Source organism: Lishizhenia tianjinensis (genome assembly GCF_900116425.1).
GTDB classification, from domain to species: Bacteria; Bacteroidota; Bacteroidia; order Flavobacteriales_D; family Crocinitomicaceae; genus Lishizhenia; species Lishizhenia tianjinensis.
This window is the reverse complement of the sequence record NZ_FPAS01000001.1, coordinates 1,448,008-1,460,804: the sequence shown is the minus strand read 5'-3', so window position 1 is coordinate 1,460,804 and position 12,797 is coordinate 1,448,008. Positions and strand designations below refer to the sequence as shown.

The 12,797-nt window shown below is 38.6% G+C and carries 16 protein-coding genes; 5 read left to right on the top strand and 11 right to left on the bottom strand.

All coding sequences use genetic code 11. From position 1 onward, the window contains the following. The first annotated feature begins 108 nt into the window (after nt 1-108). Entirely contained in the window at nt 109-1,080 is a 972-nt protein-coding gene (gene hemB / locus BM327_RS06690; protein WP_090247543.1) for a porphobilinogen synthase, read from the top strand. On the opposite strand, the gene BM327_RS06685 is transcribed toward hemB, so the two are convergent. Then, nucleotides 1,070-1,855 (bottom strand): hypothetical protein, encoded by a 786-nt coding sequence (locus BM327_RS06685; protein WP_090247542.1) that lies wholly within the window; start codon nt 1,853-1,855, stop codon nt 1,070-1,072. The genes hemB and BM327_RS06685 overlap by 11 nt on opposite strands. A gap of 55 nt (nt 1,856-1,910) precedes the next feature. On the opposite strand from BM327_RS06685, the gene BM327_RS06680 reads away from it, so the two are divergent. Continuing rightward, entirely contained in the window at nt 1,911-2,648 is a 738-nt protein-coding gene (locus tag BM327_RS06680; RefSeq protein ID WP_090247541.1) for a leucine-rich repeat domain-containing protein, read from the top strand. A gap of 193 nt (nt 2,649-2,841) precedes the next feature. Here BM327_RS06680 and BM327_RS06675 read toward each other — a convergent pair whose 3' ends face one another. Beyond that, nucleotides 2,842-3,417 (bottom strand): CPBP family intramembrane glutamic endopeptidase, encoded by a 576-nt coding sequence (locus BM327_RS06675; RefSeq protein ID WP_090247540.1) that lies wholly within the window; start codon nt 3,415-3,417, stop codon nt 2,842-2,844. 31 nt (nt 3,418-3,448) lie between these two features. Between BM327_RS06675 and BM327_RS06670 the strand changes: the two genes are divergently transcribed. Further along, nucleotides 3,449-4,744: a mechanosensitive ion channel family protein gene (locus BM327_RS06670; RefSeq protein ID WP_090247539.1), complete on the top strand. Its 1,296-nt coding sequence runs from the start codon at nt 3,449-3,451 to the stop codon at nt 4,742-4,744. On the opposite strand, the gene BM327_RS06665 is transcribed toward BM327_RS06670, so the two are convergent. The 7 genes from BM327_RS06665 to murB form a co-directional block, all read right to left on the bottom strand. Then, nucleotides 4,725-5,210, bottom strand: coding sequence for a cupin domain-containing protein (locus BM327_RS06665; protein WP_090247538.1), 486 nt, complete (start codon nt 5,208-5,210; stop codon nt 4,725-4,727). The genes BM327_RS06670 and BM327_RS06665 overlap by 20 nt on opposite strands. A 4-nt stretch (nt 5,211-5,214) precedes the next feature. Beyond that, nucleotides 5,215-6,000, bottom strand: coding sequence for an outer membrane beta-barrel protein (locus BM327_RS06660; RefSeq protein ID WP_139230282.1), 786 nt, complete (start codon nt 5,998-6,000; stop codon nt 5,215-5,217). A 59-nt stretch (nt 6,001-6,059) separates the two neighbouring features. Further along, the gene (locus BM327_RS06655) at nt 6,060-6,461 is read right to left on the bottom strand and encodes a hypothetical protein (protein ID WP_090247536.1); all 402 of its coding nucleotides are present in this window, start codon (nt 6,459-6,461) and stop codon (nt 6,060-6,062) included. After that, a complete protein-coding gene (locus BM327_RS06650) occupies nt 6,446-7,033 on the bottom strand; it encodes a nitroreductase family protein (RefSeq protein WP_090247535.1) in 588 nt (195 codons plus the stop codon). The genes BM327_RS06655 and BM327_RS06650 overlap by 16 nt, the downstream gene beginning before the upstream one ends. A 3-nt stretch (nt 7,034-7,036) precedes the next feature. Further along, nucleotides 7,037-7,474: an SRPBCC family protein gene (locus BM327_RS06645; protein ID WP_090247534.1), complete on the bottom strand. Its 438-nt coding sequence runs from the start codon at nt 7,472-7,474 to the stop codon at nt 7,037-7,039. Between the two features lie 135 nt (nt 7,475-7,609). After that, the gene (locus BM327_RS06640; protein WP_090247533.1) at nt 7,610-8,878 is read right to left on the bottom strand and encodes an aminotransferase class I/II-fold pyridoxal phosphate-dependent enzyme; all 1,269 of its coding nucleotides are present in this window, start codon (nt 8,876-8,878) and stop codon (nt 7,610-7,612) included. 147 nt (nt 8,879-9,025) lie between these two features. After that, the gene (gene murB / locus BM327_RS06635) at nt 9,026-10,036 is read right to left on the bottom strand and encodes a UDP-N-acetylmuramate dehydrogenase (protein WP_090247625.1); all 1,011 of its coding nucleotides are present in this window, start codon (nt 10,034-10,036) and stop codon (nt 9,026-9,028) included. Nucleotides 10,037-10,162: 126 nt separating this feature from the next. Here murB and BM327_RS06630 point away from each other — a divergent pair, with 126 nt between their 5' ends. Together BM327_RS06630 and BM327_RS06625 are read left to right on the top strand one after the other, a co-directional pair. Next, nucleotides 10,163-10,582, top strand: coding sequence for a hotdog fold thioesterase (locus BM327_RS06630; RefSeq protein WP_090247532.1), 420 nt, complete (start codon nt 10,163-10,165; stop codon nt 10,580-10,582). Between the two features lie 4 nt (nt 10,583-10,586). Next, entirely contained in the window at nt 10,587-11,540 is a 954-nt protein-coding gene (locus tag BM327_RS06625; protein WP_170853694.1) for a chorismate-binding protein, read from the top strand. Here BM327_RS06625 and BM327_RS06620 read toward each other — a convergent pair. Together BM327_RS06620 and rplS are read right to left on the bottom strand one after the other, a co-directional pair. Continuing rightward, on the bottom strand, nt 11,537-12,229 hold the full coding sequence (locus tag BM327_RS06620) for a glycoside hydrolase family 25 protein (protein ID WP_170853693.1): 693 nt from the start codon (nt 12,227-12,229) through the stop codon (nt 11,537-11,539). The genes BM327_RS06625 and BM327_RS06620 overlap by 4 nt on opposite strands. Before the next feature lie 79 nt (nt 12,230-12,308). Then, nucleotides 12,309-12,662, bottom strand: a complete 354-nt coding sequence (rplS, locus tag BM327_RS06615; protein WP_090247624.1) for a 50S ribosomal protein L19 — start codon at nt 12,660-12,662, stop codon at nt 12,309-12,311. Between the last annotated feature and the right edge of the window lie 135 nt (nt 12,663-12,797).

Genomic DNA, 12,797 nt, shown 5'->3' with positions numbered 1-12,797 from the left:
AAAATACCATAAAAGGGAGTTGAACCGCAAAAGACTTACTTCTGCATTTTTAATTCTATGCTCCTTGTTTTGCCGCCTTTTTTGTTTCTTTGTGAAAAATAGAATTTTATGTTTTCAAGACCGAGAAGAAATAGAAAATCTGCTGCCATTCGCAACATGATACAAGAAACGCATTTAGGAGTTGAACACCTTATTTACCCTTTGTTTTTAGTAGATGGTAAAAACATAAAAGATGAAGTAGCCTCTATGCCTGGTAACTACAGATGGAGTTTAGATTTACTGCTAAAGGAAATTGAGGAATGTGTAAACCTAGGGGTAGTCAGCTTTGATTTATTTCCGGCAGTAGACGAGGCCTTGAAAGATAAAAAAGCATCTTACAGTTATGCGGATGAGAATTTCTATTTACACGCCATACGCAAAATCAAAGAAACGTTTCCAGAGATTATGTTAATGTCTGACGTAGCAATGGACCCTTATTCTTCTGACGGACACGATGGTGTAGTAAGAGATGGAAAGATTTTGAATGATGTGACTCTTCCCATTTTATCGAGAATGGCCTTGGCACAAGCACAGGCGGGTGTGGATATCATAGGACCATCAGATATGATGGATGGTCGTGTAGCTGAAATTCGCCAAACCTTGGATGAAAATAATTTTGAAGATGTTTCTATTATGTCTTACACGGCAAAATATGCCAGTGCATTTTACGGACCTTTTAGAGATGCGTTAGATTCTGCTCCAAAATCGGGAGATAAAAAGACCTATCAAATGAACCCTGCAAATAAACGTGAGGCTTTGATAGAGGCAGATTTAGATCAAGCAGAAGGGGCCGATATGTTAATGGTAAAACCAGCTTTGGCTTATTTAGATGTAATTCACTTGTTGAATGAAAACTATGATTTGCCCATTACAGCTTACAATGTTTCTGGAGAATGTGCTATGTTGTATGCTGCAGCGCAAAACGGGTGGCTCGATTACAACCAAGCCATGCCCGAAATGTTATTGAGTATGCGAAGAGCAGGTGCAAGTGCTATCTTGACTTACTTCGCGAAAGATTTTGCAAAATTGCTTAAAGCTTAACTTCTTTTTTATTGGCGGGAAGCTGAAACAGAGCTTCACTTCGCTTTAAAAATTGAAGATTAGATAATGAGGCCTCTCCAAGTTTTTGGGTGAGGCCTTTTTCTTTGCGCCATCCGTAAAATTCCCAACGTGTAGAAATAGGTATGCCATCAACCAGTTGGTAGTCTTTATAAACGATAGCATGTGGGTCTTGCTCCGCTGTAGCTTTGTCTTTATTTAAGGTTACAATGTACGCTGCGGCATGAAGCAGACCACTTGTTGTGTCTTGGTAGAGTACGTACCAATCATCGGGAGCATCGCCAACTTCATTGCTAAAACTCAGGTGTTGGGTTGCATAGCTTTTACCTTCCAATTCCTTGTGGGGGAATTCCTTAAAATGTAGACCTTCATCATTTAATTTGTGGGGAAGCGCCATGAAATAAGACCACGTGAAAATATCAAACCTTGCCTTAGGATAACTAGCCGTGTCTGGACTCAACCAAACTGTATCTTGGGTAAATACTAATTTTTTACCGTCAGAGTGGTACAAAGCCGTTTCTTGAGTTTGGGTGTCGTAGAGCATTTTAGCATCTAAGCGCTGCTTTCCACCAAATGTAAGGAGGATGTCTGCAGAGAAAACACCTGCGCTTTGAAAGGCTGCGTATTGGTGATGTTGATTTAATTGCTCAACAAATTCGGGAAGTTCGTGCTGTGTTTTATGCGCCTCTTTTTCAGTGGAAGACTGGCTACAAGCTCCAAATAGAGCTCCAATTCCTAGAATAATTAATTTCTTCATGTTTAATCGAACGTTTAAATGCGGCACATCTTACAATAAATACTAACTTTCTAAGATGTACTTCAACCAAAGATATAAATATGTACTTCTTTTCCTTTTACTATGTGCTTGTGCAGCCTTTGAGGTGAAAGAAAAGTTACCGCCCGCTGAACGGAAATTGAATTTAAGTAGACAAGGCTTGAAAGAAATACCTGACTACGTTTTTAAGATGAAAAACCTGGAGGTGCTGCGCTTGTATGAGAATGAACTTACCCGTTTACCTGAAGAACTTGGTCAATTAAAGAAGCTTAAGAAACTTTATCTCGGTAAAAATAAGTTGACAACTTTGCCGGCTGTACTTGGAGAATTGCCTGCATTGGAAATACTTTCTGTTCAGTACAATGCTATTGATAGTATATCTCCAAAACTGGTAGGAGCACAAGAACTAAAGCAGTTAATTCTCAACAATAATAGATTGAAAGAAGTTCCTGCCTTTATCGGAGATTTTCCTCAACTCCAAAATTTGATGCTCAATTTTAATGAAATAGAAAGTATACACGATAGTGTTTTTAATGCTGGAAGCCTAGAGTTTATTAGCTTAAATAGAAATTTTCTGGATACGATTCCAACGACGATATCACGGGCTAAAAAGTTAAGAGAGTTACACATGATCAATGCTGGAGCTTTGGTGCAATTGCCCGAAAGTCTTTGTGAACTCAGACGGATGGATCTTTTAGAAATCGATAAGCATGTGGTAGTACCTCAGTGTTTATTGGTTCGACAAACAACGCCTTTGCGCATAGTAGTGAAGTAGTTCAATTTGATTCGTGGTGGTGCATTCTGCTAGGGGTAGAAACGGCACCCCGCATGAGAACTTGTGTTTGTGAAAAGGAGGAGGCGAAGTGCCCTTAGAAACTTTGCTACCGACTCTTGAACAACAGAAGTGAACAAAGGCGTAGAGTGGATGACCCGACTCCCCATTTTTTTTGGGGAGAAGCAGCCTCCTTCTAAAGCTTTTTAAACTTTTCTTCTCCTTTTACTTGGAGTCCGTAAGCCCAGAAAATGGCCAAATCAAAGGCAAAATGTGCGCCTATACAAAACCACAGTCCCAATTTATCATAGGCGTAAGCCAAAGTGAGTATAAAGGGAAGAATAAAGAGTCCGTAAATAAAAATGCGCCACTTTTTAGGATTGAGGTACCCGTGGATGGCAATAAAAAGTATACTGGTGATGATAGGTCCTAACCAATGTTGTATACCTGCTCTAAACAATATTTCTTCGCCAAAACCGGCACAAAATGACATCGTAAGAATATCTATCCAATTCAAATTTAATGCATTTAGGTAGCGCTGTTGTTTGGGGTCGTCTTCCATAATACCACTTTCGGAAAAAGCCATAACGAGTAAGGCGTAAAACAAACCGAAAACAATACCTAGAACCCAGTAATACTCGTTGAGTTCATGGAAAGATAGGAGCTCTAAAAGGGAGATGTCTTCAAAATAATACAGTGCCCAAATAGCTGGTAATGGAAAAAGAAGACAAGTGATAAAACCGAAAATGTAAAATTGCGTTTTGGGTTGCATTAATATTATTTTTGTTTAAAAATAAGAAAGCATGCGAGATCAAATCAAAGATTGGATTTTAAGTTTCTATCAAAAGGGTAATATGTCGGCTGAGCAAATATTGGAGAGCGATGCTTTTCAAAATCATCAGCTACTGTGGACTTTGGGCTTGTTTGTAGCCATGATAATTTTGTCTTTGTTTGTTTGGATACTATCGCGCCAAGTTATGTTGCAATTGGTGCACATGATAGCAGATAGATCTAAAACCGAGTGGGATGACATATTGGTGAAAAACAAATTCTTTTACGCCTTGGCCCAATTGGTTCCTTTATTTTTTATGGACTATATGGTGTCTATTGTTTTCGCTTTTTACGAAGACAGCGTGGAGAATTATGCGTTGCGCGTTATAGATGTTGTGCTTGTTTTTGTGATATTGATTTCCATCCTTCGCTTTTTAAACTCCTTAAGGGATATACTACAGCAAAAAGAGTCTTTGGCAGATAAACCCATAAACAGTTATATACAGGTTTCTAAAATTGTACTATCTATCATGATGGTGATGGTTATGTTGTCTGTAATAACCGATAAATCTGCGCTTAAAATTCTAACGGCCTTTGGAGCTATGACGGCCATTATATTGTTGGTATTTAAAGACACTATTTTAGGTTTTGTGAGTTCTATACAACTTTCTGCCAACGATATGGTGCGTATTGGGGATTGGGTAACCATGGAAAAGTTTGGAGCAGATGGAGATGTAATTGAAGTGAACTTGGCTACTGTTAAGGTGCAGAATTTCGATAAAACGATAACTACTATTCCTACTTACTCCATGATTTCGGATTCGTTTAAGAACTGGAGAGGAATGCAAGACAGCGATGGACGTAGAATTAAGCGTGCGGTGTTGATACATATAGACAGTGTAAAGTTTGCTTCTCCCGCTTTAATTGAGAGACTATCGAAGGAGAAGTACTTAACAGAATTCATCGCCAAGCGTCAAGCGGAGATCAAAAAATACAACGATGAACACGGATATAGTGCAGATAGTTTACAGGCACGTAAGCAAACCAATTTAGGCTTGTTTAGAGCGTATATGGAATTTTATTTGGAAAACAATCCGAATATTAACCAAGACATGTCACTCATGGTGCGTCAGTTGGAGCCAAGAGAATTAGGTGTACCTATGGAGGTGTATTGTTTTAGTAAAATAAAGGATTGGGAACCTTATGAAGGAGTTGTAGCCGATATTTTCGACCACATTTTTGCTTCCATCCACGCCTTCGAACTTACTATATTTGAAAGTCCAAGTGGAAGAGATATGCGAAATATGGTTAAGGGGTTAAACGCTTAATGATTTGGGCGTGTTGTGGAAAGCGCGCCATAAGTTCATCTTCCGTATACAATTTAAAATCTTGGAAATCGAAGCCGGGTGCAACGGCACAACTTACTAAAGAGTAGCTGTTTTCATCGGTAACGGTTGAACCGAAAATGAGGCCTTTAGGAACGAGCACTTGAGGTTGTTCTCCTAAGTCTAGTCGATTACCAACTTTTAAGGCTTTGTATTCTCCTTCCTCGGTAAGAGTATGAACAGTTAGCGATGAACCCTCGTGGTAATACCAAAGTTCATCGCTTTCAATTTTATGAAAATTTGAGGCATTGTCAGAAGTCAATAAAAAGTAAATGCTTGTAAGCAAATTTCTTTTTCCCTGTGGAGTTGGGGTTGTTTCTGTAGAACGGTAGAGTTCTTTAAACCATCCTCCTTCAGGATGTGCTTCCAGTTGAAAAGCACTTACAATTTCTTGAATTCTTTCTTGCATGTTTTTATTGTTCTATAGGTCCGCCATTGTATTGCCAGCCCTTGTTTTCCACATTGTGGAAGAAGTATTTAAAGTCTAAAGAGAAGGTTGCTCCACTTAAGATTCCTTGATTACCGAGTACATATCCTTGTTGCGATTGTCTGTAAGCTGTACCTACTTCTAACGTTGGAGAAACGGGAATTTTACTTGCAACCCCCATGTAAAAAGTTCCATCTTTTCGCGTTCTTAATTCAAAACCTACAGCAGCATTAATGGCAAAAGAGAGGTAGCCATTTTTTTCTGGTGCTTTGGTGTATCTACTTCCAGCAAAGATAAATTGATGAGGTCCTGTTCCCAGGTTCACCGTATCCCTTACATCCGAAGGGTTGAAGTTTAATGATCCTCCCAACATAGCATTGGCGTAGATGTTTCTTCCCAATTGAATAAATACCAATGCATTTACTGGAAGGTCGAAATTAATGATGCCAAATTCGCTGTGGGCATAGAGGTTAGAATCAGACAGGGTAATGTCTGCTTGATAATTTCTCTGCGTGTAAAGGAGTCCGGTTTCCAAGGCAATTAGATCTGTAACTCTCGATCGAACAACAGCTCCAAAACTGTAGCCGAGTTTAGAGGAAACGGTGGATCGTAAGTTGCCGTTTTGTAGATCTAGGGGAGCATCTCCCACGATGCCAAAGGGGATGAGCGGTTTGTAATTGATTCCAAAAAAGCTCTCTGATTTAAGTTTACTTACTTGACCCATAGCGATTAGACTAAAGAGCGCAAATGTTAGTGTTATTATAGTTTTCATAATTCTAAAATAGTATGAAGTAAAGTAGTATGTAAGCAAGAAAACTTAAACCGTTTTATTTATTGAGTATTCTGAATTTCAAGCGTTTTTTCTTCCAACACCTTTTGATGTGCACAATAGCCCATGCATGCTAGTGTTATCATAGCCGTTACAAAGAGTAAAACAAAGTAACGAAAGAAATTGTTTTTTATTAGAAAACTTCTGTGTGCCGCCTCAACAGTGAAGTTTAGGTGAGAAACTTTTTTATTATCTCTTTTATGAATACCGTAGAGGTAGAAAGTTTTCGTGCGGGGAGTGTCTTCTGATTTTTCAAACCAAATTTTGTGCTCCTTAAGTGCGCTTTCAAAACTTATCGCTCGTTTCTTGTCTGCAAAGCGGTAAACAATATAGTCCTTGTTACTCGGGTGCTGAACGTAGTTCACCAACCCGAGGTCTGTTAAATGTTCTACTCCTGAATCCATTCTGTAACGTATTCAATTGGTTTTCTTCTTCCTTTTGGCCATTCATTTTCAGGGTATCCTAAGTAGAAAAAGCCTAAACATCTGTCTTTTTCACCGAGTCCTAAAAATTCTTTCATGTCGTCTGTTTTCATGAAACCTGGTGTAGACCAGAAGGCTGCTAAGCCATAAGCTGTACAGGTAAGGTGCATGTTTTGAACTGCCGCGGCAACAGCCATAATTTCATCCAATTCAGAGATACGCTCCTCTTCTTGACGCTTCATACAAATAGCAATTACAGCAGAGGCTGCTTTCGGTCTATTTTGCATGCGCGCTAATTTCAGTGGGTTTTGCTTTTCTGCAGCGACATGTTTCAGGTACATTTCTTCGAAGAAATTCCCTAATTTATCCTTTCCTTCTTCCATGAAAACTTTAAACCTCCAAGGTTGCGTCATACCATGAGAAGGAGCCCAAATGGCATTGTTTAAAACCAATTCAACTTGTTCTCTGTGTACTTTTCGCGTGCTGAAAAATTCAGGGTAGATCGTTCTTCTGTCTTTGATGAGTTCAGTAACCTCACTTAAATTGTGTCTCATGTGCTATGCTTCGTTTTCTACGAAAGTTTTAAAATCGTTCAAATATTTTTGTGATTGCTTTTTAAAGGCTCCAGGCATGAGCAAACCAAAAAGCTTCATGATGCCTTTAAATTGAAATTCGTTCTCGGTAAAATACCTCGTTGTGTTATCATCTACGGCTTCAAAGTGATTGCTTACGATGTTGTAAACACCTTTGGTATCGTAGCTCGCAGTAAAGTTTCTAGGTAAATCCCAAGTAGTAATGGTTTCTATCATTACTATTTCTCGTTTTCCCATTTTATAGGTGAGTCTGGACCTTAACCCTGCTTTGCCGCGTTCTCCTTCTATGATTTCAGCGCTTATAAAGCCTTCTTGCCATTTAGGTAAATTCGCTTCTTCCTCGAACAAGGCTATTACCTTTTTGATGGGCGCGTTTATGATAACTTCATTACTGTATTTCACAAGAGAAAAATTTGCTCAAAGTTAAGTATTTCTTGTTGAAATATTGGAGGGAAAAGGGTAGTGCCGAAAACAAAAAAGACGGTTTACCAAAGTAAACCGTCTTTAACAAGTAAAAATAAAGCCTTAGGCTTTTAATTATTTTTTATCTACCTCTACAGCAGCTAATTCTTCAGCTTTGTATTCTCCTTTGTCAAGTTTTTCTTTCACCTTAACAAAAGTATCGATAGTGTATTGTACATCTTCTAATGTGTGTACTGCAGTTGGGATCAAACGCAACATGATTACGTCTTTAGGAACTACAGGGTAAATTACGATAGAACAGAAAATGTTGTAGTTTTCTCTTAAATCGAAAGTCATGTTTGTAGCTTCTGCCAAGTTTCCTTTTAAGAAAACTGGAGTTACTGCAGAGTTAGTTACACCGATGTCAAACCCAACTTCTTTCAATCCTTCTTGTAATGCTGTAGCAATTTTCCAAAGGTTGTTTTTGTGCTCTGGGTTAGTTCTCAATAATTCTAAACGCTTACGTGCACCTACTACCAATGGCATTGGTAATGACTTCGCAAACATTTGAGAACGCATGTTGTAACGTAAGTACTCAACGATGTGTTCTTTTGCACAAATAAATGCTCCGATAGAAGCCATAGATTTTGCAAATGTTCCGAACAATACATCGATTTCTTGGTGAACACCTTGTTCTTCTCCAGAACCTTGTCCTTTTTCACCAACTGTACCAAATCCGTGAGCGTCATCTACGAATAAACGGAAGTCGTATTTTCCAGATTTTCTGAATTCAACGATTTCTTTCAATTTACCTTGGTCTCCCGCCATTCCGAAAACACCTTCAGTAATTACTAAGATACCTCCGTTTGTTTGGTCAGCCAATTTCGTAGCTCTTTCCATTTGCTTGTCAAAGCTCTCCATGTCGTTGTGTTGGAAAACTAAACGCTTACCAACGTGCAAACGCATTCCGTCTAAGATACAAGCGTGAGATTCACTATCGTATACGATAACATCGTTTCTGTCTACTAATGCATCAATAGCAGATACCATACCTTGGTAACCGAAGTTCAACAAGATTGTATCTTCCATTTCCATGAAGTCAGAGATTTCATTCTCTAAAGCTTCGTGTTCACTCGTTTGACCAGTCATCATACGAGATCCCATTGGGTAAGCCATACCCCAATCTGCAGCCGCTTTAGCATCTGCCTCACGTACTTCTGGGTGATTAGCTAATCCTAAGTAGTTGTTTACAGACCACACCAAGCACTCTTTTCCACGGAAAATCATCTTGTTTCCAATCTCTCCTTCTAACTTAGGGAATGTGAAGTAACCGTGTACTCCTTTCGCGAACTGACCGATAGGTCCTCTGTTCTGTTTTATTTTATCAAATATGTCTTGAGCCATATATGTGTTTTTTGCTGTTTTAAATGTATACCCCTCGGGGTCATACGGTTTGCAAATTTAATTTAATTCTGAAGAGTAGGAAAAATTACGGCAGGTAATTTTCAACAACTCCACCAGAAAATAGTGTACTACAAACCTCGTTAAATGCTAAATGATGTTGACTTCGCGTTCTAATTCTACCCCAAACTTAGCGCGCACGTCTTCAATGATTTGAGCGGATAAATCATAGATGTCTTTTCCTTGCGCACCTCCATAATTTACCAAAACTAGGGCTTGTTTTTTATGCACGCCGAAATTGCCAAAGGTCTTTCCTTTCCATCCACTTTGTTCGATTAGCCAACCGGCCGCAAGCTTAACTTTTTCAGTACCTGCAGGATAGTTGGGCATTTCTGGGTATTTACTCTGCAAAAGTTCAAATTCTCCAGCAGAGATAACAGGGTTTTTGAAAAAACTTCCCGCATTTCCTATTTCTTTAGGATCGGGTAATTTACTCTGACGAATGGCAATGACTGCTTGACTAATATCTTTTATACTCGGAATTTCTACACCTTGTTTTTGAAGCTCATCTTGTATGGCTCCATAACTCATTTTTAGGACATGATTTTTTTTCGTTAATCGATAACAAACGTGTGTAATAACGGCCTTGTTTTTCAATTCGCGTTTAAAAATACTTTCACGATACCCAAAATTGCATTCAGAATTATGGAAGGTTTTCGTTGTCTGTTCGTTTATGAGGTAAGCTTCTAAGTGGTCAAAAATATCTTTGATTTCAACACCGTAGGCACCGATGTTTTGCATGGGACTCGTACCTACATTACCTGGGATAAGAGAAAGATTTTCTACACCACCATAATTGTGATTGATGCAATATTGAACAAACTCATGCCAGTTTTCTCCAGCACCTACTTTAAGGTAGATGTAATCGTCATCTTCTTTAAAGACTTCTATACCCTTGATTTGGTTTTGTATAACCCAACCATCGTAATCTTGTGTAAGTAACATGTTGCTACCTCCACCTAAAATCATAAAAGGCTCAGGCTTTAAGGCGAAGATTTCCTTCAACTCATCCAAGGATGAAAAGCGAACAAATTTGCTGGCTCTACTATCAACTCCAAAAGTAGTATGTGCTTTTAGATTAATATTTTCTTCAATATTTATCATGGGCTAAAGATAATGATAAAGCAGTGTGCTGAGGAGTTAGAGCTCCTTTGTTTCTTTACTTACAACTGTTAATAATTTGAAGCTGGAATTTCCGAAAGTTGCACCTTTCATTAAATTTGTGTCATGTTGAAGAAAGTAGACCTTGCGCAAATAAATGCGTTGAATAAAAACACCCTCATGGAGGTGTTGGGTATAGAGTGTATTGAAATTGGTGAAGATTATGTTGTCAGTACCATGCCTGTAGATCACCGAACGCATCAGCCTATGGGACTTCTACACGGAGGTGCTAGTGCGGCATTGATAGAATCTATCGGAAGTATGGGGAGTGTACTTTTAATTGATCCAAAAAAACAAGCGCCTGTAGGGATAGAAATCAACGCAAACCATGTGGGAAGTGTGAAGTCTGGAAGTGTAAAAGCGATAGGGAAAATTGTTCACGCAGGAAAAAAGACCCATGTTTGGCAGGTAGATATCTACGATATGTCGACAGATAAACTCGTTTGTACAGGAAGGTTAACAACCATGATCATAGATAGAAAATAAGGCTTTGGGTTTATTACAGTATAGAATTCCGGGAGAAGAAACTTTCTTTGCAAAAGGTGAATGGGAGTTAAAGACTTTAGCAAGTTTGGTAGAGGGTGACTTTGTGCTTACCACTTTTAACAAGGAAGAAGTTTATGTCTTTAACGAGGAGGATGGTGAGAAGAATTACAGTTTTCATCCAGAGGAGCCTTATGCTGTAAGTGAACAGGAGTATTATGCTGGATTAAGTGCATTCAAAAGTGAATTCGAAGTGAGGGGGATTGCAAAGGCCATTTATTCGCGTATTCACAAGGTGGAAAAGTCGGAAGATTTTAAACTAGAAGATGCCTTTAATCGCTTGTGCGAAAAATACCCGAATGCTTTTGTTTACCTTATATCAGGAGAAAATACTGGGACATGGATGGGTGCTACACCTGAAACCTTGGTGAGCAGTAAGAAGAATGCTTTTTATACGATGTCTTTAGCGGGAACAAAGAAAACAAAAGAACTTTCTTGGACGCAAAAAGAGATAGAAGAGCAAGCTTTTGTTACTGATTTTATTCTTGAAAAATTACGAAAGGCAGAAGTGAGTAACCTGCAAAGTGATGGTCCTAAAGATATATTTACCGGTGCTGTTTATCATTTAAAAACGGATATCACTTTTAGTACACCTACCGAGAATATAAAACAACTTGTGGAAGTGTTGCATCCTACACCTGCGGTTTGTGGAGTGCCTACCGATAAAGCTTTGGATTTGATCGCTAAACATGAGGAGCACAGCAGAGGCTTTTATGCGGGGGTGATAGGAAGGGTAGGGCAAGAACGATGTGATTTATTTGTAAACCTTCGATGCATGCAAGTTTTTGAAAATAGTTTGGGCTTGTATGTAGGAGGTGGAATTACAAAAGACTCGGTAGTTGAAGCCGAATATCAAGAAACCATTAATAAAGCTCAGACCTTACTTCGTGTCCTTGTTTAGTAGATGAGTTTGGAAACATTTAAATCAACCTTTTCGCCTATACCATTTATGTTTGCACCTTTTGTCCATTGCCAGTGAACAATGGCATCATCTGATAAATATTTGGGAGAGCGCGAGTAAGACGCTATCCAAAACTTTGTATTCGGGAATTTGTTTCTGAATTTCGTGGTATAGAAATGATCAGATGTATAGATGATAGGACGAATTCCTGTGCTTTGTTCAACTGCATCGAGCCAGATTTTCATTTTTGCAATCAAATCTTCATCCGAAAATCCTTCCAATTCTACATCCAACACGGGAGGGAGGTCTCCTACTTTATAGCTGTAGTTTTTTAGAAAGTGTTCCACTTGAGGCCAGGGGTAGCTTTTTGTTGCCATAAAGTGATAAGCTCCATGTTTGATTTTGCGCTTAAGTAGTGCTTTTCTGTTTCTTTTCCACTGTGTATCAACATGCGTTTTTCCTTCGGTTACTTTTAGGTAAACAAAATCTATTGTTACATGGTTGTCGGCAGCAAAAACTTCATCCCAGTTTATTTTACCTTGATGATGAGAAACGTCTAAACCCGTGGAGGCATAACCCGAAGGTTCCTGTAAATTAAATTTTAGATAATGGTAAGACTGTGGTTGTACATAGAAATAACCAGCAACTGCCGTAAGTAGAATGATGAGGATGAGTAGGAATTTTTTCACACACTTAAAGATAGAAAAAGGCATAAAAAAACCCCGATGTAAAATCGGGGTTATAGTATTATCTATAAAGAGAGTTCTCCTAGTTGAAAGATCTTTTTTCCTTGATACGAGCTGATTTACCAGTTCTCTCACGGAAGTAGAATATACGTGCTCTACGTACAGATCCTTTTTTGTTTACTTTGATCTCAGTAATGAATGGAGAAGCGATTGGGAAGATACGCTCAACACCAATGTTTCCAGACATTTTTCTGATTGTGAAAGTTTCGGTTGCTCCAGAACCTCTTCTCTGTAATACAACCCCTTGGAACTGCTGAATTCTTTCTTTACTACCTTCTTTAATACTGTAGCTTACTGTAATTGTATCTCCGGCACCGAATGCTGGAAATTCTTTCATTTCAACTAATTCGCTCTGAAGTTCTCTTATAATATCCATTACTCTTCTTTTTTCGTATTCCCAATTTTGGGGGTGCAATATTAATTAAAAAAGATGAAATATACTCCATTTCATCTCGGATTTTTTAATGTCGTGCAAAGATAGGTAATCTTTCCAGTTTATTCCAAGTATTTA

What these genes read in the sequence shown, in the direction of transcription:
- BM327_RS06680 (WP_090247541.1), top strand. Translation starts at nt 1,911, where the DNA reads ATGTACTTCAACCAAAGATATAAATATGTACTTCTTTTCCTTTTACTA.
- BM327_RS06650 (WP_090247535.1), bottom strand. Translation starts at nt 7,033, where the DNA reads ATGAGACACAATTTAAGTGAGGTTACTGAACTCATCAAAGACAGAAGA.
- BM327_RS06675 (WP_090247540.1), bottom strand. Translation starts at nt 3,417, where the DNA reads ATGCAACCCAAAACGCAATTTTACATTTTCGGTTTTATCACTTGTCTT.
- BM327_RS06640 (WP_090247533.1), bottom strand. Translation starts at nt 8,878, where the DNA reads ATGGCTCAAGACATATTTGATAAAATAAAACAGAACAGAGGACCTATC.
- rplS (WP_090247624.1), bottom strand. Translation starts at nt 12,662, where the DNA reads ATGGATATTATAAGAGAACTTCAGAGCGAATTAGTTGAAATGAAAGAA.
- BM327_RS06630 (WP_090247532.1), top strand. Translation starts at nt 10,163, where the DNA reads ATGTTGAAGAAAGTAGACCTTGCGCAAATAAATGCGTTGAATAAAAAC.
- BM327_RS06685 (WP_090247542.1), bottom strand. Translation starts at nt 1,855, where the DNA reads ATGAAGAAATTAATTATTCTAGGAATTGGAGCTCTATTTGGAGCTTGT.
- BM327_RS06665 (WP_090247538.1), bottom strand. Translation starts at nt 5,210, where the DNA reads ATGCAAGAAAGAATTCAAGAAATTGTAAGTGCTTTTCAACTGGAAGCA.
- BM327_RS06660 (WP_139230282.1), bottom strand. Translation starts at nt 6,000, where the DNA reads ATGAAAACTATAATAACACTAACATTTGCGCTCTTTAGTCTAATCGCT.
- hemB (WP_090247543.1), top strand. Translation starts at nt 109, where the DNA reads ATGTTTTCAAGACCGAGAAGAAATAGAAAATCTGCTGCCATTCGCAAC.
- BM327_RS06670 (WP_090247539.1), top strand. Translation starts at nt 3,449, where the DNA reads ATGCGAGATCAAATCAAAGATTGGATTTTAAGTTTCTATCAAAAGGGT.
- BM327_RS06655 (WP_090247536.1), bottom strand. Translation starts at nt 6,461, where the DNA reads ATGGATTCAGGAGTAGAACATTTAACAGACCTCGGGTTGGTGAACTAC.